Below are 20,893 nucleotides of genomic sequence, written 5' to 3' on the forward strand. Positions count from 1 at the left end.
TTAATTTTAAGTTCTACAACTTAAAACTACCTTACACTTGTAATCAAAATCTTGTTCAGTTTTCAAAGATCTACTCTTGATTGTTGCTGTTTGATTCTTCCTTATCGCAACATATATAACTATACTACGTTGCGTTTTAAATGTCAACAGATAAACTCAATTATTTTAAATTTATTTGTTCAAGCATTGTATCCGGAAAACCCAGACAACAAAGACTATTATACAACGCTCATAATGAAGATGCAAGAGAAATGATTAAAATAATTAATTCAGTTCATAATCAGTGACTAATCGATTATTATCAAATCACTTTGTCTCCCTCACTGAGCATTTACTACTATACATGCGCTCAAATCATTTGTCAACACTTTTGGTCAAAAAAGGTCAAACTTTTTTAATTTTCATTTTTTATCAAGAAAATTGGCCTACTTTTTCTTTGAATATAAGTCAATTCCATCTTGCGGGTGTTGTCTTAGATAACGCGTCGTAAAAGCATCCACTGCACTCTTATCCTCTAAATCAACGTCAGCATCTTCCATCGCACTAACCAATTTCTTATAAAAGGCATCAAAATTAGAATCGTACATTGAACGTAATGCTTTACTATTATTTTCTACCCATTTATTCAAACTAGGACCATTACTAATAATTCCCTGATCGTTTAAATAAGAAAATAAATGGATTAAGGCAAAGGGAATTAGTTGAAACAGCGAGTCCGTTTTCTCATCACTATCTAGCATCAAAGTAAAACGATTAAACATTACGTTAGTAACTAAATCAACGTTCCAGTCTTTGGGCTGAACGCCTAAACCAACAATCGCAATCTCAGAAAAACTATCAATAATCGTATCAATCTCGTCAATTTCATCTTGAGTCTTTTCTGATACATCAGATTGATCATCAATAGCGTCTAGCCAGCGATCGATCATTTCCCCTACTTGTTGTACTTCTTCATCCTTATCCATGACTTCATCTCCTAAAGTATTTTTATTATTCACTTTATTATAGTAGAAACTCGAAATTAACATTAACTTTTGCACTTTAAAAAAAGTTAAGTAAAAACATGTATAATTATCAACGAATCATGTCAAAGGAGCATCGAATCTATGAATGACAATATCGTAATTGTAAGCGCAAAGAGGACTCCGATTGGTAAAATCAACGGCACCCTCGATAGCCTAACTTCGGTTGATCTTGGAACCATTGCCGCCAAGGCAACCATCAAAGACGCGGGCATTGATCCAAAACAAATCGACCAAGTCATCTTTGGAAACGTAATTCAAGCGGGCGGTGGACAAAACGTCGCCAGACAAATCGAGTTAAACGCTGGCATTTCTGACACAGCCACCGCCTCCACCATTAACCAAGTTTGTGGTTCCGGTATGAAAGCGGTCCGACTGGGGCAATCCGCCATCCAAATGGACGATGCTGACATCGTCCTTGTCGGGGGAACCGAAAGCATGTCGAACGCTCCATACCTAAATGTGAACGAAAGAAGGGGCCACAAATTTGGCCCAATCACTTTAGAGGACAGCATTCAAAAAGACGGACTAAACGACGCCTGGAGTGGAAAACCGATGGGAATGACCGCCGAAAACGTTGCCGACCAGTTCAACATTTCAAGAAGGGATCAGGATGCTTTTGCCCTTCAGTCCCATCGAAAAGCCAGCAAAGCTCAACAAAATGGTTACTTTAATGAAGAAATGATCCCAATTGAAGTTCAGAATCGCCACGGAAGCACCGTGGTTGATAAGGATGAGGGCGTTCGTTTTGACACCTCAATGGAACAATTAAAAAAGTTAAAGCCATCCTTTAAAGAAAACGGAACGGTGACGGCCGGAAATGCTGCCAGCCTAAATGATGGGGCTTCCGCAATCCTATTAATGAAGCAAAGTAAGTCCAACGAGCTTGGTCTAACTCCGCTGGCGGTGCTGGATGACTACGCCGAAGCTGGATGTGACCCTAAAATCATGGGATATGCCCCCTACTACGCCGTTAATAAACTACTGGATAAGACGGGCCAACAAATCAGTGACTTTGATTTGTTTGAACTAAACGAAGCCTTTGCCTCTCAAAGTTTAGCGGTAGCACGGGACCTTCACATCCCAGACGCTAAGCTTAACATTACAGGTGGTGCCGTCTCAATGGGTCACCCCCTCGGCGATTCCGGTTCTAGAATCCTCATTACCTTAATTAACAACCTCAAACGAACTGGTCAGACTAAGGGACTGGCCACCCTCTGTATCGGTGGTGGAATGGGAATGGCGATGACAGTTCATACACTATAATGAAGAAACAAAAAAAGATCTCGGTAGTTAGATTCATTTCTAACTACCGGGGTCTTTATTTATCCTTGCTTCAATTGTTTTCTGGTCTTTTTCACCGAAAGAATCAATCCAATCGCAAATCCAATCAATGCGAACAAAACCCATCCCATTCCGTACTGCGCCAGCGGCAAAAGGTCATTAATTTTAAATAACCAAGCTAATTCTGGCACGTGCGTCAATTCGGGAATGGTGGTAATCCCGCTTAAAAAGGCTGGAATGGCGATGAACCAGATCGTCATTTGGTAAACAATCTTAGAGTTTTTAAGTAATGGTTTAATTAACGAAATCAAAATCAGACAGATGGAAAACGGATAAACAATCATCAAGACTGGCATGATAAACCTAATCATCTCTGTTAAACCTAAAGTTGCCAAAAGCGCTGACATAACCACCGCAAAAACGAGCAACGGGAGATACTTAAACTTAGGAAAAACATCTGACATCGTATCCGCAAAGGCACTACTCATCGCAATTGCCGTCTTAAGACAGGCAACAATCACAATCAGTGATAACAAAATGTTCCCATAACCACCAAAATAATGCGTGGCAATCTGAACTAAGGCAATGCCACCGTTCGCTGAAGGACGAAAATCTCCCAGACTACTAGCGCCCATGTAACTTAGTAGAACGTAGACAACTGCCATCATCAATCCGCCAATCAGACCAGCTTTTCCGATGCTAACGGCCAACTGCTTCGGACTCTTGACCCCTAATCCACGCACAGTCTCCACAATCACAATTCCAAATGCAATCGATCCGGCCCCGTCAAGCGTGTTGTATCCCTCAACGAATCCAGATAGGAGTGGGGAGTGCCCGTATTCACCCATTGGATGATAAAAGCGTGGTGAACCCATTGGTTTAACAATCGACATGACGATGATAACCGCTAATAAAATTAAAAACAATGGTGTCAAAAATTTCCCAATGTATTCTAATAAGCGACCTTGATTATATGAAAGTAAAAAGACGGCAATAAAGAAAATTAAAATAAAACCGATTAAACCTAATTGTTGACGACCAGAACTAAGAAAGGGTGCAATTCCAATCTGAAATGAAGTGGCTGCCAAACGGGGAATCGCTAACAACGGTCCCATTATAAAGGAAATTAAAATGGTAAAGACGTACGCAAACGACTTGCCAACGTTTGAAGAAATTTCAAATGCTCCCGAAATGTCAGTAACACCTAACGCAATGATTCCCAATATTGGGAGCCCCACTCCGGTTAAAACAAACCCAAGTGTTGCCCACCATACGTTGCCACCAGCCATCTGTCCCATGTTAACGGGAAAAATTAAATTACCAGCTCCAAAGAAGATCCCAAACAACATGATTCCAACGTAAATAATCTGTCTTACACTTAATTTCTTTTCCAAGTTTTCTCCAACTTTCCTAAATTACTGTTCAATGCATTTTACCAGAAAAAAAGGGAGCGCCATAATTAATTTGGTGGTTGAAAAACCACATGAGCTTCACTATAATTATTTATCGTCTGATAATAAAAGTAAGGAAGTGTTATTATGTCTACTATTTACGTAAGAAAAGCTACTGAAGCTGACTTAAACGATATCTACACTATCATCAAAAACGCCAAGAAGTTTTTGGGCGAACAAGGCATCGACCAATGGCAAAGTGATTACCCGAGTGAAGAGAATTTAGCCAGAGACGTTAAATTTGGCATCTCATACGTCCTAGATGTTGACGGAAAAGTTGCTGGAACCGCAACATTGCATTTAGGAATCGACCCCGATTACTTACACCTTGAAGGTGGCGAGTGGGAAAACGGTGACCAAGGTCACTACTCCGCCATTCACCGTATCGCCGTCTCAAACGACTATCGTGGTCAGGGACTAGCATCCAAATTCATCAGTGGCCTATTCACCATCTCAGCCTTTCGTGGTTTTAAAGACGTCAGAATCGACACTCATCCCGACAACAAGGGGATGCAACACGTCATTCTCTCAAATGGTTTCACCAAACGTGGTATCATTTACGCAAACGGTAAAAAGAGTCATGGAACAAAACGTTTCGCTTACCAAATCGAATTAAAATAATAACTAGGAAGTGGCCAAATTGGGCGACACAGCGGTATTAATCAAATTAATCATAATGGCAACGTTCGGATTGATCGTAATTTTGGGTTGCATGGGATGGACCTATCATAAGACCCATAAATTGACGTCAAAACGTTTTTTGGCATTATCAGTGTTGGCAATTTGTTTCATTATCATCCTAATTATTCTGGCATAAAAAGAGGCTCAACCTATGATATTCATGGGTTGGGCCTTTTGTTTTGGAATTTTGTTTATTTTTTCTACTATAACTAATAACTAAGCATTTCTAATATGTACCAGATTTCACATTCGCCCTATTAATTCTGTTATCTAAAGAATATAATTATTTATGTGTCAAAATTTAATAAAAAGTTAAGGGATGTAAACTGGTTTGAAAAACAAGAAAAATATAATTATAGTCGTTCTAGTAGTCCTCCTAGCATTTGCCTTAGGAATAATATTTGCATTTAAAATAAATGGAAATAATAACAATAGTAATAATAAGAAAAATACTACAAGTATATCTAAGAAACGTAAGCCAACTAAGCACAAAAAAGAAACTGACAACAAAAATAAGCAAGCAACTGATCAAGCTTCAACTAAAAATAACAGTTCAGATGCTGAGGAAACCGGAACAACTTTGCCTCAATCATTACAGGGAGATTATAAGGAATCAGACGATTATACACTAATAATATCTAGTAACACCGTGGGCTTAGGAACTGCCGATAGTAGTATCTTAGTTAAATCTTATAAAAAGACTGGGAATACTTACATTATTAAAGGTGATAGCAATTCTGGAGATGGAGAATCAACGGCAACCTCAACTATTAGTAAACCAGAAAACATACAGATTACCAAAAATCAAAATGGAAGTGTAAGTGTATCAGGATGTTCGAATAATTTTTTAAATGGTACATATAGTGCCTCTAATACTAACGATAATAGCTCTAACAATAACTCCTCAGATGCTGACACAAATTCAAACGACGATAATTCAGATTCAAATACTGATTCTAATGATAATAATTCAGATTCTGATAATGACAATAACTCAGATACTGATACCAACTCTGACGATGACACAACTACGGAACCAAATACCAATAATGATCAAGATAACGATTAATCAATAAGAATATTCGGTTTTCATTATCATCCTAGTTATTCTGGTATAAAAAGAGGCTCAACCTATGATATTCACGGATTGGGCCTTTTGTTTTGGGATTCTTTAACCATCAATTTGTGTAAACATTGAGACTTTACTATACTTAAAACCGTTAATTTAGTTAAGAAGAGTTTTAATGAAATACAATAAGATAATCAAATTTATACACATAAATATTGCTTTGGAATAATTTATCATTTTATATTTTATTAATTAGGTAACCATAGTTATAAGGAGAAAAATAAAATGCCAGAAAAAGCCAATTACATTAAAGATCGAAAAGAATTTTTACATAAGTATCATACCGCTTCTCGCTTATTGATCCCTTCTATCATAATATCAGTAATTTTTTTAGCCATAGGATTTACTCTTATCAAGCTAGATGTAAATAGGGTTATTATTTTAATAATGGGATTACTGACTGGAATTGTACTAGCATTATTTATAGCCTCATTAGGAGCATGGTTAAATTTAAAAATAAAAAAACCTAAGAGTGTAAATTTAATGAGAAAGAAATACTACCTTAATTTATGGATCTTAATAATTTTATTTGTCTTTGGTATATTACTTTTTATTATTTTTAATTGTACTGATGCCAATTTTACATAATTTAAGTTATATATATCTTGTTTCTAACATGACCACATTTTCAGTTTTTGGAAGTATATTTATTTATTCGATGGAAAAAGACATCTTAAAGTATCGAAAAAAGAAGTATTTAAAAGAATTTACTGAGGGGATTAAAAAAGATGGAACATAAGGGCATTGATAACGTACTTTTACTGGAGGGATTCTCTTGCAATCATATTTTCAATTAGGTTATTATCTGCTGGCTAAATTATTCTTTTTTTGTATGCTTATAGTAATTATCTATGAAATTGTTGCCTATGAGCGTTCCAGACATTATTTAAGAAAAAGGGGAGAAATATTTAACAATATCTCTTCCCTAATATACATTTTGATTCTTTTTCTATATTTTGTCTCTAACAATGTGATTGGACATACTTTAACTGATAATTACATGTGGAACAAAACATTAACAGATCGCTGGAATTATTTAATCGGGAACCCTAGTGGACTAATTATGCTAATGTCATACGTAATTATTCTTACCTGTATTATTTTGTGCATGACAATCAAACGCTGGAACATTTACAATAATGGGAACCAACAACCAAAATTAATTAAGCAACTGAAACAATCATTTTTTAAACATATTAACTATATCTATATATTAATTATATTTACTTGCATAATTTCATTTATTAATGTTGCATTAGGAATAATCTATCATTTTGTATTTTACTAATAAGGTAATATCCTAATTGTGAGGAGGAAGATAAATGTCAGAAAAACCGGACTACATCAAAGACTACCAAGAATACTTACATAAATACCACATTATGTCACGCTTATTGCTACCATCCATTATATTGGTAATCATTACCTTCACTTTGGGATCCATTCTCCTTAATATGCATGCAAACAAATTCATCCTTTGGATCATGGGGACAATCGATGGAATTACATTATCGCTATTTATTACCGCACTAGGAACTACAATAAGATTAATGATAGAAAAATATAAGATTAAGCATATGCGACCTTCAAGGTTAAAACATTATTATTGTTTATGGGTCATTATTTTATTTCTGTGTTTTGGAATTTTTGTTTTCATTGGATCAATTGAAATACTATTACTTTCAAACAATTTATGGGAGGCATATGAATCTCCAATGCTGCCAACGTTTTTAATTTGCTCTGGATTTTTATTATATTATCTTTCTAAAAGCACCTTAAAATATCGGAAAAAGAAATATTCAAAAGAACTTACTGAGGGAATTAAAAAGATGAAATAAGTAATTGAGATATAAATCAATAAATGGACCTGTAATTACAAATTACAGGTCCATTTATTTAATCATTTTAATACAACATAAATTACGCAAATAATGACATATATCATCCTACTAGTGCCGCTAAAAATGCAATTATTACAGCAATACCAACACTTTCACCCTCAATTGCATATCTTACATATGCCGGTGTCAACGCAAGCGTATCAGTCTTTTCTCCTAATTTATCGGTAACCTCATCATAAGCTTTTTCATAACTCTTAAAGTCAGGATAATCATGTGGATGAGAATCAATATCTATTGAAATAGAAAGCTCTGTATCAAAACTTTTATTATTAATTTTTAACTTAAAAATATTAAATTCTACTGATATACTCCAACCGTCTTTAGTTTCTACAATCTCAATTGAAACTTGACCATCTTCAATTTTTTGAACAAATTCCCACTTATTAAATAAACTAACGATGTATACGCCAGCATTAACATTGTTATTACAACTTTGCATGACCCAATCAAACATAAATTTTAGTGGTAATTTCCCATTACTAATGGTAAACATCCCAGATCCATGGACTGGCTTAATATCAGCTTCACCTACTAAAGTAATTTTTAATGATTTATTATCATTGTATAGCACATAAGGAACATCAATTTCTACCTGTGTATTATCAACAATATTCTTTAAAGCTTCTTTAGCAGACATTTCTCCAATTCCCGTTGGCTTAATCTTATTAGTACCATCATCTCTACCAGACGACGCATCTTGGTCAATCGCAATGTCACCTAAACTGTATTCAACAAATTGGTCAATTGCCCAATTTTTAGGCATCTGATAACCCAAATTTCCACTATATCCAGTTGACATATCAGATACAAACGCCGTTTTTGCAAGTCCTTTACCAAGGGCTTGAGCACAAACATTTCTGGTTCCGTAAATTCCTGCTTGATAACTTGAGCCGCCTAATGCTTTTTTGACTCCCTCCATATATGGAATAACCGTACTATCAATGTCACCAGCTTGAATATCAGTATCAACAGCAAAGTAAATAATAGTATCCTTTGGGAATCCAAGCCGTTGTGCTGTTGCATTTGCAATTCCTGCATCAGCACAACCCTGGCCGTATTTAAAGTATTCCTGACTGCCATCATTATCTTGATAGATTGGAAACACCTTTAGGCCACCATCAGTAATTCTTTTCAGTTCATCATCAGTCAGATTTTTGTTACGACGTTTTGAGCCAGTGCCAACTGATCCAGTTAAATAGCGACCAACAATTTCAAAGCCATAATTTTTGATGTTTTTAACGTCTTTATCACTTAATTGAAATGAAGTATCACAAGCATTTGAATCTCGATTAGTATTCCCATTACTGGTAAGCAACCCCTTGATAACGGTTAAATCAGCTTTCCCTGTAAATGGTGGTAAATTCATAAACTTCCTAAAATTAACCACATCTTCAGCAACCGAATTATTAAATACTCCATCAACAGATCCACTCAGAAAATCATTAACCATTAATCCATATTGAAGTAGCTTAACGCCTGCACCTTTGTCCCCTTCAGTTAAAGTTGGCGTTTTATTAATGGTTCCAGGTCCATAAACTCCGTTTGCTTGTCCAGGTGTCATTCCTTCAACAGCTTGCAGGGCATAAATCAAAGCTGTGTTTGTATTTCGTTGATACAAACCATCAGTTGGAACCAAGCCAAGATCATCACCAAAATAATCTAAATAGTTATGGTTTAAATATTGTTGCATTTGACGATATTTCTTTTTACCACCATCAAGTAATTCAAAGGCAGCCATATCAAATAGACCAGCCATTAATGGAACAGTAACCCCACCTTTATCTAATCCAGCATCATTACGTAATTTATTTACCGCATTCTGTGTATCTTTGGTATATTTCTCGTCAAACGCATTCGGACTAATTCCCTTACACCAGAAGGCACCTTGAATTAACTTCGCAATCTTACCCTTGTAACCGACCTTCAACTGATCAACCATCCCACTTAGTGCTTTCTTGGTTTTATCACCAAAACCACTACCAAGTGGACTAATCCCTAGTTCATGCTGAAGTCCCATTCTTAAAGCATAAATAGTTGGCCAACCCGTCTTTCCATTCTCCTTGACCTTATCAAATCCCGAAACATTACCGTATTCTTGGTTCAACCACTTTTGAACGCTTAAAACTTGTTCATCCATAATTATTTCCTCCTAAATTTCTCTTTATAAGATTTAAGAGTTAGCGCTAACTCGTACGTAAACACATCGAAATCAATTTGCAATCATGTAGAATAATCATTGAATCTTATAGACAAAAGTTCTACAATGATGGTAAAGAAAATCAGCTGAAATAATCTAAACCGACATCTCTTCGAGGTTGTTGCTTGATTTCTCATCTGTTTACAAGAACAATCATATATCCATTATTTCTACATGTCAACAATTTCATAGATTAATTTTCTATGTAAATAATTAAAAGGAGTCAAAAATGTCGATCTATCAACGGGTTAAAGAGCTTGCTAAAAATAAAAATATTTCCATTCGCGAATTAGAGCATCAACTTGGGTTCTCCAACGGAACCATGCAAAAGTGGGACCAAACCGCTAATTCGCAAAAACTCAAAAAAGTTGCCAACTACTTCAACGTCTCCGTTGACTATCTCTTAGGAAACTCAACTGGTAACTCGGCTGACTTAGATGACCTCTCAACGATCATGATGTTTGGGGGCAAACCCATCCCAGAAGAAGACCGTGAAACAGTCGTGGAAATCTTAAGGAAACTTCGAAATGCACGAAATCATCAATAGTCTTTTTAACTATGCGTTAGATAATGACATTGCCGTTGTATACACGGACAAACTCCATCAAAATACCCAATCCTTTGCGGACGTTCGTTCCCATTCAATTGTGATTAATGCCAACTGGCAGCTACGAAAACAACTTCCATTTATCATTGCGCACGAAATTAGCCACGTCCTGCAGTGCGATCAGGATGATGCCATTCTTAGTTTTACCACTCTGATGAATCCCAAGTACGAACAGAAGGCCAACGTGAATGCCGTTAGGCTTCTAGTTCCCTTCTACGCTGACAACAAGGAAATTGACCAGCTTAACCTAGAGGAATTCATGGATTTATTTGCCATCCCGGATTCACTACGTGACGTGTGTTTTACTGAAATTAAAGACTATGTTGATTGAAACATCAAAAAAGCTCAACTTCATTTCGAAGTTGAGCTTTTCATTTACGATCATCTATTCAAATAATTTTTTAGCGGCCTTGGCCAGAATCTTCGGATTCTTATCAAATCGTGGGTTGTCCACGAGTTTTGACATTGGAACACCAGCAAAGTGGTAAGCGGCCATTTCACCAGAACGAACGGCACTTTGTTCGGTGAAGACCATTTGGTAAGGTTGTTCAACAAACTCACCGGTGAATGCTAGATTCGTTGAATGGTCAGGGATGACCTTGGGACGGTCAATCTTAGCCCGGTTGTTAAACAATGCCGAAGCGTATGGCATGTAAACGGGAACCGAGTTGACAATTGAGTCCATGATTTCCTTTTCTTTATCACGGATGTTTACGGGACCCGGATCGACCTTTGAAAGCTGTCCGATCAACTCTTGAACCATTTCTTTTCCAGTCATCTTGATGTACTGCTTGTCGACGAATTCACCGCGACGATATGGATACAAGAAGTAACCCCAAAGAACGGTTTCGTTTGGCTTCTGGTCGGTGAAATGAGGTTGATGATGAACCACAATCGACATTCTCACGTCTTTTTGACCTAACGGAGTAATTGGACTCGTTGATAGGAAGGAGTTCAAAGCATTCCCAGGTAGTTGCGTAGTAATACGGGTGATTTCGTTTAAGAAAGTATGATCCTTAGTGGTTACGGTAAAACTACTCCAGCCACTGGCGTTCCGATCGGCGAAGAATTTGTCTGGATTCCCCAAGTTGTAGAAGTGATTGGTGGCTTTCTTCCACAAACTTGAAGCAGCTCCATAATCGGTGTTTTCACCGGACGGGGTGTTGAAGTCTCCAAGCGTAGCCGAATCGGTAATGGAACCATTGGTGAAGAATACCGCAGTATCATCATCGACATCAATGTGTTCATCTTTACCAGTGTCAACGTTCTCCATTTCTAGGCCCTTAACGGTAATTTCTTCGTTCATTGGAGTTTCTTTGAAGTCCCAATCATTAACCCGACGGTTCAAGACGAAGGTTACGCCTTGTTTCTTCAAGTAATTAATTAATGGTAGCATCAAACTTTCGTACTGATTGTAGCGAGTTCGGTTAACCCCCACGAGCGTGTTAATTTGGGTAAATTCGTAAATCATTTGGTGCATGTAACGCCTGAGTTCTTGAGCTGAACTTTGGGTACGAAAGGCAAAGGTCGTCTCCCACATGTACCAGAAGTTGGTTTGAAACATGTGGGGATCGTCCTTGAAGTAGTCAGCGATGGAGACGTTATCAAGTTCAGTCTCCTTGTCGTCTGGCATCATGATTAACTTCGTCAATAAGAACCGATCCTTGTTGTTAAATCCCATTTTAGAGGAGTTAATGATGCCCTTTTCGCCTTCCATCAAACGCGCTTTATCGTAGGTCCGATGCTTAGAATCAAAGTCACGCGTGTCCTCTGCGGCAGTCATTCCCTCTTCGGTGGCTGACGGAACCCGACTTAAGAGATCCATCAAATCAACGTAGGTCCGGTAATTCAACATTCTTCCCCCACGAGCGACAAAGCCAGTCTGGTCAGACGTTTCGTGATTGCGATTCCAGTATTCATTGCCGGTCACGTCAGTCTTGGCACCATCATTTGCGCCATGGTCGTCCAATGAATAGAAAGTAATGTTCTTTCCGTCCCAGTGACCTTCTTGAATCAAGTAAACGGCGGCGGCCATGTTAGAAATGCCGGCACCAATCATAATTGCTTTTTCCTTAGTCATATTAAACCTCCTAGATTTAAATACGTAGTAAGCATTTGTCTCTATGTTAGCAGTTTCACATATGCTTATATTTATATTATAACGTACCCAAAAGTTGGAATGTAACTTATCAATTTGATTTAATAATTTATTTAATTAATGTTCTTACGTCAACCATTAAGCAACTCACATGTCAGCCTGCGAATAGATAATTAAGGTCGTAATCTGGTACAATATAGTAGAAGAAAGGTGGTAATTACTATGCCAGAAACAGTATTTTTCAATCCCGGCGACTCACTTGGAAACTTTCACGACTATAATGATGCAGTTCGTTCTGCTCAACTTTACCGTGACAAACAAGTGGAGGCCAAAAACGTCGTAGTAGTTCATGGAAAAGACAAAAAATCATTCGATATTTTCCTTTCGGATAACGCTCAATCAGATGCTAAAAATAACGATCAAACTTCGCCTTATTACGTTAATAAACGAATCTAATTAATTGATTTAATTTAATTGGAAATTACGTAATTATTAGTGTACAATTGATTATATTAAATAACCAAACGTATGTTCGCAATTACGTAATATGTAAAAAGAAAGGAATTTTATGGCAAATTCTAAAAACAGTGTCGACGGGCGTCAAATCGAGCTCGATAAAGCACTCAGCAAAATCAAAAAAGAATTTGGAACTGGCGCTATCATGCGGATGGGCGAATCCCCTAACCAAAACGTTGATTCCATTTCAACCGGCATTTTATCCTTAGATATCGCCCTTGGCATTGGGGGTTTCCCTCGTGGCCGAGTCGTTGAGATCTTCGGTGCCGAATCATCTGGTAAAACCACGATTGCCCTTCAGACCGTTGCTGCCCTCCAACAAGCTGGCGGAACGGCCGCATACATCGATGCCGAAAACGCGATGGATCCGGAATACGCTCACAGCCTGGGAGTTAACATTGACAACCTTTTGTTATCGCAACCAGGAACCGGTGAAGAAGGACTGCAAATTGCCGATGCACTGGTACAATCCGGTGCTATCGACTTAATCGTTGTCGACTCAGTAGCTGCCCTAGTTCCGAAGTCTGAAATTGAGGGTGACATTGGTGATTCTCACGTTGGTTTACAAGCTCGTCTAATGTCACAGGCACTTAGAAAACTAGCTTCCAGTATCAACAAGACCAATACCGTCGTTATCTTCATTAACCAACTAAGAGAAAAAGTTGGTGTGATGTTCGGTAACCCAGAAACAACTCCTGGTGGTCGGGCCCTTAAGTTCTACTCAAGTGTGCGACTCCGTGTTAGTTCTGGTAAGCAATCAAAGGAAGGTCAAGACGTCGTTGGTCGAGAAACCAAGATTAAAGTCGTAAAGAACAAGGTGGCTCCCCCATTCAAGACCGTTGACACTTTGATGAGTTTTGGAAAGGGTATCGAACCGATTGCTGACATGGTCAACCTAGCCGTTGACAAAGACATCGTCGACAAATCTGGATCATGGTACTCATACGGTGAGGAACGACTGGGACAAGGCCTAAATAAGACCGTGGCCAATCTGCGTGACAAACCTGAGATGGTCGAAGAAATCAAGAACAAGGTCAGAGAAGCCTATGGCATTGCCAATGATGAAGAATCAAAGGACGATGACAGTGACAAGGATGCAAAATCCAAGTCAACTGACAATAAGGCCACTACTAAGAAAACAACCAAAGCAAGTACCAAAAAAGATAGCGAAACTAAGTTAGACGTTTAATTAAATGGAAAAGCATCAAATCATTATGTAATGATTTGATGCTTTTTTAATACAAATAATAATCTTGATAAAGCTTTAAACAATATTTTAATTAAATCTACATAAGTCAAATATCGAATACTCAAATGAATTTTCAGTGTAATTACACAACTATAAAAAACAATTTTTATAACTTTTAAAAAATTGTTGACTTTCTATATCGTTTAATTTATATTAATTACGGTAATTAAACCTCTCACAAGAAAGGAAGATTTAATATGAAGTACTTGCTTAATTTACAAGCACAACCAAACGTGGAGTTAAAGAAGAAGCGTCGTCATCACCATCACGGAGTACGAAGTAATATCAGTGTTCAATGTGATGTTCGAAGCAATGTAAGTGTCTTCTGTCAGTAATTTAACAATAGGTGTATTTATTATGAAAACTTTGCTAGACCTCCAAAAGACTGTGGGTAAAAATGCCAAGAAGCTTGTTGGCGGGAAAAAAGATTCTCATATTAGTGTTATGGGATGTGGCAACAACAGCAATATTAGTATTATGTGCAAATAATACTATAGGAGCATTTCATGAAACCTATTCTGCAATTACAACAACTTGATAATGTAGCATTAAGAAAAAAGCGCCGAAAAGGACGTAAGGGTTCTCATCTGAGCGTTGGATGCACAATTAACAGTGACGTTAGTATTCTTATATGCAAGAGATAAGAGAGCCCTAATAGGACTCTCTTTTTATTTTAAACTTAAAGGATGTAGTTATGGATTTAAGATATTTAGATTATTTAAAAAAAGGATCATTATTTTATCAACCCACCACAGCCGAAACAAACAGTTTAATTTATAAAGTTACTATTCACGACAAGGATAAATGGAATCATCATATCGATAAAAATTGGAATTATTTTATCAATAAAAATAGACAACTGCCAAACCAAGGGTGGAAAATTCATGTAACATCTCCCATTGATTACGCGCAAAAAACATTGGACCAAATCACACCGTATTTGATAGAAAATAACATTTCTTTTAAATTTGTTCCTACCAAAAAAGAATTAATTATGAAAAATTCAAAATATGGTGATCGATCTGCATGTGGAAAATTCATAACAATTTACCCCAAAGATGAAGATCAATTTATTCAACTATTAAGTCCCCTAACTGACCTAACCAATGACATCCCCAAGGGTGCATATATTTTAAACGATAAACAGTGGTACAATTCCAACATCTTCTTTAGGTATGGGGGATTTATTGGAATGCCAATGGTACATGATGGAAAAACGATCATGGGAATCAAAAATCCAAATGGAGAGTTAGTGCCAGACTTAAGGGTTCCATACTATAACGTTCCCTCATTTATTTCTGAACCAAAAGAAATTAAAAAAATGGATAAAATACAAACGATTGAATATTCCAAAATTGATTTAACTAAATTCAAACGCTATGAGGTTATTTCCGCAATTCACTTTAGTAATGGTGGCGGCGTCTATCAAGTCACAAAAGATGGTAAAAATTATGTAATGAAGGAGGGACGAAAACAGTCTGGAATTGATGCACAAGGGAATGATGGTTTTTTCCGTGTAAAGAATGAATACAATACCCTAAAAAAATTAAATGGGATTAACAGAACAGTTAAGGTCTATGATTATTTTGAGATATGGGAAAATAATTACTTGATTGAAGAATTTGTTCCTGGAAATTCATTATCCGATTTCATTCCAGAAAACTTTCCTTTCTCATACGAAAAGAATCGAAATGAATATTTAAAACTTATAGATCAATTAATCAAACAATTAAAAGTGGCAATCACAGAAGTTCATCAGGCTGGTTTTGCTATTGGTGACTTAAATCCAAATAATATTATGGTTACTCCTAACAATAACATTAAACTAATCGATTTTGAGACTGCTACCCTCCTCTCAAATGAATATCATCCAGAACTACAAACTATGGGATACGTTAATTCTAAAATTAGTGACTTTAAAAGTGCTGATTGGTTTGCTTACATGAGGATCTCAAGATTTTTGTTACTACCGATTGAGTTCGTTTCTGATTTGTCTTTAAAAATTGAAGAAAATCAAAATAAATGGATAACAGATTATTTTGGCGAAAAAGCACTTGATATATTACAAAATACAGAAAAGGATTGTAAAAATTTCATTCCAAAATTAAAGAACATTTTCGACGTCCCAAAATTTGAAATCAATATAAAAGCAGTAGACAAACTCATCAATGGGTTAAAAACCGGAATAATTGAATATTCATCAAATCAAAATGATAGTTTTTCAGGTGGTGACATTAGACAATTTATTGACAAGCTTGGAAAAGTTAACATCGCTAATGGTGGTTTTGGAATACTAATGGCATTAAATCGGAGTAATACAAAGTTAACAAAAGAAATCAATTGGGCTAATAATAGCAGCAAAAATCTTATTAGCCACTTCAATGAAGACACCAGTCTTGGACTATTTAATGGTATTTCAGGAATCGCGTCTATTTTAGATGATTTAAACTTACAGGAACATTCAAACCAATTTCTTGAATTTATACTTGATCAAAAAAATAGAATTTTAAAAGAAACAGATTACACTCTTTACTCTGGATTAAGCGGAATTGGTTTAAGTTTACTAGCCTTCTTTAAAAAAAATAATAATAATAAATTTTTAGAAATGAGTAAATTAATCGCGATCCGCTTAAATACATTATTTATAAATGGTTCGGGAACTCAACCAGATGATGAAGATACCATTCCTTATGGATTAATGAATGGATGGTCAGGCGCGAGTTTATTTTTATTACTACTATTTGATGTAACAAAAAACAAAGAAACTCTGAAAAATGCCAAAGATATGTTGAATTTTGAACTAGATAAAAACATTGAAATTTCCGACTCACAATCTGCAGAGATTTTGGATAATTCAATTGGTTTTCCCAGAATACTTCCATATCTAGGAGAAGGAGGAGTTGGTGTCGGATTAGTATTGAGCCAATTTATTAGGCGCTTACATGAATTTCAAAACGAAAAATATTTAAACCTTCAAGAACAATTCACTAAAAATCTCCAAACTTACTGCACATACTCATCTGGACTAACCAGAGGGATCAGTGGAATTATCCTTATAGGAATTGATAATAAAAACAAATTATCCGACATCGATAAATTAGTCCAGTCATTAGAAAACTATCTGCTTGTAGATTCTAATAATAATATTATGTCACCCGGAACATATGGATATCGTTTTTCAAATGATTTGTTTACTGGAAATGCTGGTCTAATGACTGTCTTACAAGGCATTAAAGATAATAACGCTTGGAAATGGATGCCAGTGCCTAAATCTGTCTTAAATCAACTGTTTCTTTCCTAATCAAAATTAAATTAATGTCATCGTATAAAATCATTTATTATGATTAATTCTTAAATAAATTAAAAGTAGGAAAATAATGAAAAAGACAAAAATTAATTTCATTAAACTAGATGCCGTCTTCTTCGTTGGACTCGGTTTAAGTCTGATTGGAACAATAGTTTCTTTATTTATTCCCCTATTAATTGGTAAGGCTATCAACATTAAATCGTTACTCAGTCAAAAAAATAATACGTGGACAATTATTGGAATTTTGGCCTTGCTAATTTTTAGTGCCATTTTTACAGCAATTAGTGGATATTTGCTTAGTCGTTCAGGAGCCAAACAAATTGCAAATATTCGCACTCGTATTCAAGATCATCTTCTTTATTTACCAACTACCTATTTTGATAACCAATTAAGTGGAAAACTTTCTAGTAGGGTTATTAATGATGCCTCAATAATTCAAAACTTTACTACTGAAATAATCCCCTCTTCAATTAGTGGAATAATTACTGTGGTGGGAACATTTGCAATTTTATTTTCACTTGATTGGAAACTATCTTTACTTATCTTAATTGCATTTCCACTAGACGCGATGGTTACCATCCCAATTGGAATAATTGATGAGAAGGTTTCAATTAAATCTCAAGAGAAACTAGCTCAAATGAATGAAACCAGTTCTGAAAGTCTTAGAAACATTCGAGCGGTTAAATTAAATAACGCAGAACATAGTATCCAAAATAAATTCAAAAAAGACGTAAATGCTCTTTATCATTTATCACTAAAAATGAATGCAATTTTTGCTATAACAGGTCCAATTCAAACCATGTTTGGACTTTTATTGATTATTATAATCATTTGGTACGGTGGCGTTCGGGTATCAGCTGGAACTCTTTCCATTGGAACCCTAGTCGCTTTTCTAATGTATCTATTCCAAGTAATTGGACCAATTAATGTCATAGCTGATTTCTATGCAAGCTACAAGCAAGCAAAGGGAGCAACAAAACAAATTACTAGAATCTTACAGTTAAGTCCAGAAAATAACTATAAAAATCCTGTTATTAAAAACACTTCAAAAAATTCAGTTATTAAATTAAAAAATGTATCTTTTTCTTATGAAAATCACCTAGTACTAAGTAATGTTTCAATGGATTTTACTCCTGGTGATAAAATTGCAATCGTTGGTCCCTCAGGCGCTGGGAAAACCACTATTATCAATTTATTAACAAGACTTTATCCAATCCAATATGGAAAACTCTTGTTTGATGACAATGACGCTTCTAATTTTTCGATTTCGCAATGGCGTTCGCTTTTTGGAGTAGTAACTCAAGATAACACTATTTTTTCTGGAACATTTTATGATAACTTAGTTCTTGGTTTAGTAAATATCCCAAGCAAATCAGAAATATCAACAGCAATTAAAATTGCTGATTTAGAAAATTGTGTATCATCATTACCAGATGGAATAAAAACAATCATTGGTGAACAAGGACTTAAATTATCTGGAGGACAAAGACAACGATTACAAATTGCTAGAGCATATTTAAAACATCCTAAATTCCTAATTCTTGATGAAGCAACTTCTAGTCTGGACTCTGATTCTGAACAATTAGTAACACATGAAATTGATAAGATGATGACCGGCAAAACAATTATTGCCATTGCACACAGACTTTCAACCATTATAAATGCCGATAAAATATACTTTCTAGACCGTCACAAAATATTAGGCTTTGGAAACCACGAAGAATTAATGAATCGAGTTCCAGAATATCATCGCTTCGTAAATGAACAATTCATTGATAAAAACTAAAAAAGCATCAAATCATTACATAATGATTTGATGCTTTTTTAGTTTGTTATTTAATTACGCTTTTCTCATTAACTTACTACCGACATAGTAGATAATGGCAATCACAATCATGGAAATGAAGGTGGCACCAACCGTTGCTTTAATAATTGGCAACATGTTTAACGCAATGTACAATACCACCCCGATGGCGATACATAACATCGCAAACCAGTTAATTCCATTTTTGTACCAATACTTTCCGGCGGGAGTTTCTAAGGCTTTTAAATCGTATTTCCCATCTGACAAGCCAAAGTAATCAACCACCAAGATGGCAATGATTGGACCAAGAAACATCCCAGTATAGTTCAGAAATGCGGTAAAGGCATCAAGGAAACTACCGTTAATCAAAGGAACCAGTGTCAAAATCATGGACAAGATGGTAACGATGAACAGTGATTTATTCAAACTAATCTTAGGAATCAAGTTATTTAGGGCGGAGCCACCAGACTGAATGTTGACGGCGTTGGCAGTCATACTGGTCAAAACAATGACAACCATCGCAATAACTCCTAGTCCCAATTTATTAGCAACCGTACTAGGATCGGAGTTATTAGGATTGAAGACCCCGGACGTCAAGGCAACACTCAGAGTCGTGCACAGACCGATGATGACAAAACTGACCATCCCAAGAATGGCACCGACGTACGGAGCCTGGGTGGCAATACGTTTACTGGAAGTGAACCGGGTAAAGTCAGCTCCACCCACTACCCAGCCAAGGGCAGCCGCAGCAATCGTATCGAGGGCGACCCCAAATGGCATCCGGGCTTTCATTGGAACTTGATACTTGGCAATCTGTGAAAACGAAACGTCACGAAAGACTACAATGACTTCGATAATAACAAAAATAATTACCAAAATCACTCCAATTCGTTCAATAATTTGAACGGACTTGGGGCCAGCGATGATACTAAGTAAGTGCAGAATGCTCATGATGATAATTCCAACAATAATCCCAAAGTAGCCGCCGGGTTGACCAAACAACGCCCAGCCAAACATACTGTGGAACAGATACGCAAGGGAAGTAGCGGCGATAAACGTGTTAACGGCCGTCCACCCCATAAAAAGCGTCAGATTAATGACTGATGGCACGACACTTCCCCGAATTCCAAAGGGAGCTCTGGACAAGATCGTGGTCGATGCCCCCGTTTGATATCCCATGTAGCCCACCATGCTCAAAAACGCGAAGGCAATTGCTGAAGCAATGACGGCGGAACTAATTCCGCCAAAGAAACCAGCGGCGGCAATCACGCCACCAATGAACCAGGTTCCGTTGTTAGCGTTCGCTCCGAACCACGTGGCAAACATATCCCAATAATTCATGTCTCGTTCGGAAATTGGGATTGACTCAAATGCATATTTCTTATTTCGCTCCATTTTATCCTCCAATTATTAACGACTGGTTTGGTTTACTGTCTGATGGTCGTATTTGCAACTTATTTCAAGTATACCACTGAAAGAATCCTTCACAACGAATAATTCGAACGCCTCCTCAATTACTAAAATTCTGAATTACATTAGGCAAATCATTAAGTTACCACAAATTCTATCATTCGTTTTTCTTTGAATCAATTAAGTTGGTTAGCTAATATTGTTCGCTTTTTAGAAAAATAAAAACGCCAATCATTT

General features: G+C 36.4%; 20 protein-coding genes. 15 read left to right on the forward strand and 5 right to left on the reverse strand.

What is annotated here, in order from left to right; translation table 11 throughout:
- Window positions 1-425: 425 nt before the first annotated feature.
- Window positions 426-965 (reverse strand): hypothetical protein, encoded by a 540-nt coding sequence (locus AC6UDC_RS00005; RefSeq protein WP_500695879.1) that lies wholly within the window; start codon window positions 963-965, stop codon window positions 426-428.
- A gap of 141 nt (window positions 966-1,106) precedes the next feature.
- On the opposite strand from AC6UDC_RS00005, the gene AC6UDC_RS00010 reads away from it, so the two are divergent.
- Entirely contained in the window at window positions 1,107-2,288 is a 1,182-nt protein-coding gene (locus AC6UDC_RS00010) for a thiolase family protein (RefSeq protein WP_500707943.1), read from the forward strand.
- Window positions 2,289-2,347: 59 nt separating this feature from the next.
- On the opposite strand, the gene brnQ is transcribed toward AC6UDC_RS00010, so the two are convergent.
- Complete coding sequence (gene brnQ, locus AC6UDC_RS00015; protein WP_500720622.1) at window positions 2,348-3,700, reverse strand: branched-chain amino acid transport system II carrier protein; 1,353 nt, start codon at window positions 3,698-3,700, stop codon at window positions 2,348-2,350.
- Window positions 3,701-3,844: 144 nt separating this feature from the next.
- Here brnQ and AC6UDC_RS00020 point away from each other — a divergent pair, with 144 nt between their 5' ends.
- The 5 genes from AC6UDC_RS00020 to AC6UDC_RS00040 all read left to right on the forward strand — a co-directional run bounded on the left by AC6UDC_RS00020 (window position 3,845) and on the right by AC6UDC_RS00040 (window position 7,405).
- Complete coding sequence (locus AC6UDC_RS00020) at window positions 3,845-4,378, forward strand: GNAT family N-acetyltransferase (RefSeq protein ID WP_500720624.1); 534 nt, start codon at window positions 3,845-3,847, stop codon at window positions 4,376-4,378.
- Window positions 4,379-4,397: 19 nt separating this feature from the next.
- Window positions 4,398-4,574 carry a hypothetical protein gene (locus AC6UDC_RS00025; RefSeq protein ID WP_500720626.1) on the forward strand — a complete coding sequence of 59 codons (177 nt, stop codon included), beginning with the start codon at window positions 4,398-4,400 and terminating at the stop codon, window positions 4,572-4,574.
- 195 nt (window positions 4,575-4,769) lie between these two features.
- Window positions 4,770-5,507: a hypothetical protein gene (locus tag AC6UDC_RS00030; RefSeq protein WP_500706023.1), complete on the forward strand. Its 738-nt coding sequence runs from the start codon at window positions 4,770-4,772 to the stop codon at window positions 5,505-5,507.
- Window positions 5,508-5,792: 285 nt separating this feature from the next.
- The gene (locus tag AC6UDC_RS00035; RefSeq protein WP_500706024.1) at window positions 5,793-6,155 is read left to right on the forward strand and encodes a hypothetical protein; all 363 of its coding nucleotides are present in this window, start codon (window positions 5,793-5,795) and stop codon (window positions 6,153-6,155) included.
- Between the two features lie 734 nt (window positions 6,156-6,889).
- Window positions 6,890-7,405, forward strand: a complete 516-nt coding sequence (locus AC6UDC_RS00040; protein ID WP_500720628.1) for a hypothetical protein — start codon at window positions 6,890-6,892, stop codon at window positions 7,403-7,405.
- Between the two features lie 103 nt (window positions 7,406-7,508).
- Here AC6UDC_RS00040 and AC6UDC_RS00045 read toward each other — a convergent pair whose 3' ends face one another.
- On the reverse strand, window positions 7,509-9,605 hold the full coding sequence (locus AC6UDC_RS00045; protein ID WP_500694273.1) for a glycoside hydrolase domain-containing protein: 2,097 nt from the start codon (window positions 9,603-9,605) through the stop codon (window positions 7,509-7,511).
- A 289-nt stretch (window positions 9,606-9,894) separates the two neighbouring features.
- Between AC6UDC_RS00045 and AC6UDC_RS00050 the strand changes: the two genes are divergently transcribed.
- Entirely contained in the window at window positions 9,895-10,212 is a 318-nt protein-coding gene (locus AC6UDC_RS00050; RefSeq protein WP_500694272.1) for a helix-turn-helix domain-containing protein, read from the forward strand.
- Entirely contained in the window at window positions 10,193-10,603 is a 411-nt protein-coding gene (locus AC6UDC_RS00055) for an ImmA/IrrE family metallo-endopeptidase (RefSeq protein ID WP_500694271.1), read from the forward strand. Before AC6UDC_RS00050 ends, AC6UDC_RS00055 begins: the two co-directional genes overlap by 20 nt.
- Before the next feature lie 54 nt (window positions 10,604-10,657).
- Here AC6UDC_RS00055 and AC6UDC_RS00060 read toward each other — a convergent pair whose 3' ends face one another.
- Window positions 10,658-12,397: an oleate hydratase gene (locus tag AC6UDC_RS00060; protein WP_500721198.1), complete on the reverse strand. Its 1,740-nt coding sequence runs from the start codon at window positions 12,395-12,397 to the stop codon at window positions 10,658-10,660.
- A gap of 195 nt (window positions 12,398-12,592) precedes the next feature.
- Here AC6UDC_RS00060 and AC6UDC_RS00065 point away from each other — a divergent pair, with 195 nt between their 5' ends.
- From AC6UDC_RS00065 to AC6UDC_RS00095, 7 genes are all read left to right on the forward strand, one after another.
- Complete coding sequence (locus AC6UDC_RS00065; RefSeq protein ID WP_500694270.1) at window positions 12,593-12,826, forward strand: hypothetical protein; 234 nt, start codon at window positions 12,593-12,595, stop codon at window positions 12,824-12,826.
- Window positions 12,827-12,938: 112 nt separating this feature from the next.
- Window positions 12,939-14,075, forward strand: a complete 1,137-nt coding sequence (gene recA, locus AC6UDC_RS00070; protein ID WP_500694269.1) for a recombinase RecA — start codon at window positions 12,939-12,941, stop codon at window positions 14,073-14,075.
- 257 nt (window positions 14,076-14,332) lie between these two features.
- Complete coding sequence (locus AC6UDC_RS00075) at window positions 14,333-14,470, forward strand: hypothetical protein (RefSeq protein WP_500694268.1); 138 nt, start codon at window positions 14,333-14,335, stop codon at window positions 14,468-14,470.
- Window positions 14,471-14,492: 22 nt separating this feature from the next.
- Window positions 14,493-14,624 carry a class III lanthipeptide gene (locus AC6UDC_RS00080; protein WP_500694267.1) on the forward strand — a complete coding sequence of 44 codons (132 nt, stop codon included), beginning with the start codon at window positions 14,493-14,495 and terminating at the stop codon, window positions 14,622-14,624.
- A gap of 17 nt (window positions 14,625-14,641) precedes the next feature.
- Complete coding sequence (locus tag AC6UDC_RS00085) at window positions 14,642-14,779, forward strand: class III lanthipeptide (RefSeq protein ID WP_500694266.1); 138 nt, start codon at window positions 14,642-14,644, stop codon at window positions 14,777-14,779.
- Window positions 14,780-14,829: 50 nt separating this feature from the next.
- Window positions 14,830-17,436, forward strand: a complete 2,607-nt coding sequence (gene lanKC, locus AC6UDC_RS00090; RefSeq protein WP_500694265.1) for a class III lanthionine synthetase LanKC — start codon at window positions 14,830-14,832, stop codon at window positions 17,434-17,436.
- A gap of 76 nt (window positions 17,437-17,512) precedes the next feature.
- Window positions 17,513-19,228, forward strand: coding sequence for an ABC transporter ATP-binding protein (locus tag AC6UDC_RS00095; protein ID WP_500720631.1), 1,716 nt, complete (start codon window positions 17,513-17,515; stop codon window positions 19,226-19,228).
- Between the two features lie 54 nt (window positions 19,229-19,282).
- Here AC6UDC_RS00095 and AC6UDC_RS00100 read toward each other — a convergent pair whose 3' ends face one another.
- Window positions 19,283-20,641 carry a cytosine permease gene (locus tag AC6UDC_RS00100; RefSeq protein ID WP_500694263.1) on the reverse strand — a complete coding sequence of 453 codons (1,359 nt, stop codon included), beginning with the start codon at window positions 20,639-20,641 and terminating at the stop codon, window positions 19,283-19,285.
- Window positions 20,642-20,893: the final 252 nt, after the last annotated feature.

The sequence above is a fragment of the Fructilactobacillus sp. X7R7C1 genome (genome assembly GCF_059901065.1).

Bases quoted from the DNA above. Each gene is read 5' to 3' on its own strand.
- AC6UDC_RS00005 (WP_500695879.1), bottom strand. From the start codon at position 965: ATGGATAAGGATGAAGAAGTACAACAAGTAGGGGAAATGATCGATCGC.
- AC6UDC_RS00010 (WP_500707943.1), top strand. From the start codon at position 1,107: ATGAATGACAATATCGTAATTGTAAGCGCAAAGAGGACTCCGATTGGT.
- AC6UDC_RS00020 (WP_500720624.1), top strand. From the start codon at position 3,845: ATGTCTACTATTTACGTAAGAAAAGCTACTGAAGCTGACTTAAACGAT.
- AC6UDC_RS00035 (WP_500706024.1), top strand. From the start codon at position 5,793: ATGCCAGAAAAAGCCAATTACATTAAAGATCGAAAAGAATTTTTACAT.
- AC6UDC_RS00040 (WP_500720628.1), top strand. From the start codon at position 6,890: ATGTCAGAAAAACCGGACTACATCAAAGACTACCAAGAATACTTACAT.
- AC6UDC_RS00045 (WP_500694273.1), bottom strand. From the start codon at position 9,605: ATGGATGAACAAGTTTTAAGCGTTCAAAAGTGGTTGAACCAAGAATAC.
- AC6UDC_RS00050 (WP_500694272.1), top strand. From the start codon at position 9,895: ATGTCGATCTATCAACGGGTTAAAGAGCTTGCTAAAAATAAAAATATT.
- AC6UDC_RS00055 (WP_500694271.1), top strand. From the start codon at position 10,193: ATGCACGAAATCATCAATAGTCTTTTTAACTATGCGTTAGATAATGAC.
- AC6UDC_RS00065 (WP_500694270.1), top strand. From the start codon at position 12,593: ATGCCAGAAACAGTATTTTTCAATCCCGGCGACTCACTTGGAAACTTT.
- recA (WP_500694269.1), top strand. From the start codon at position 12,939: ATGGCAAATTCTAAAAACAGTGTCGACGGGCGTCAAATCGAGCTCGAT.
- AC6UDC_RS00075 (WP_500694268.1), top strand. From the start codon at position 14,333: ATGAAGTACTTGCTTAATTTACAAGCACAACCAAACGTGGAGTTAAAG.
- AC6UDC_RS00080 (WP_500694267.1), top strand. From the start codon at position 14,493: ATGAAAACTTTGCTAGACCTCCAAAAGACTGTGGGTAAAAATGCCAAG.
- AC6UDC_RS00085 (WP_500694266.1), top strand. From the start codon at position 14,642: ATGAAACCTATTCTGCAATTACAACAACTTGATAATGTAGCATTAAGA.
- lanKC (WP_500694265.1), top strand. From the start codon at position 14,830: ATGGATTTAAGATATTTAGATTATTTAAAAAAAGGATCATTATTTTAT.
- AC6UDC_RS00095 (WP_500720631.1), top strand. From the start codon at position 17,513: ATGAAAAAGACAAAAATTAATTTCATTAAACTAGATGCCGTCTTCTTC.
- AC6UDC_RS00100 (WP_500694263.1), bottom strand. From the start codon at position 20,641: ATGGAGCGAAATAAGAAATATGCATTTGAGTCAATCCCAATTTCCGAA.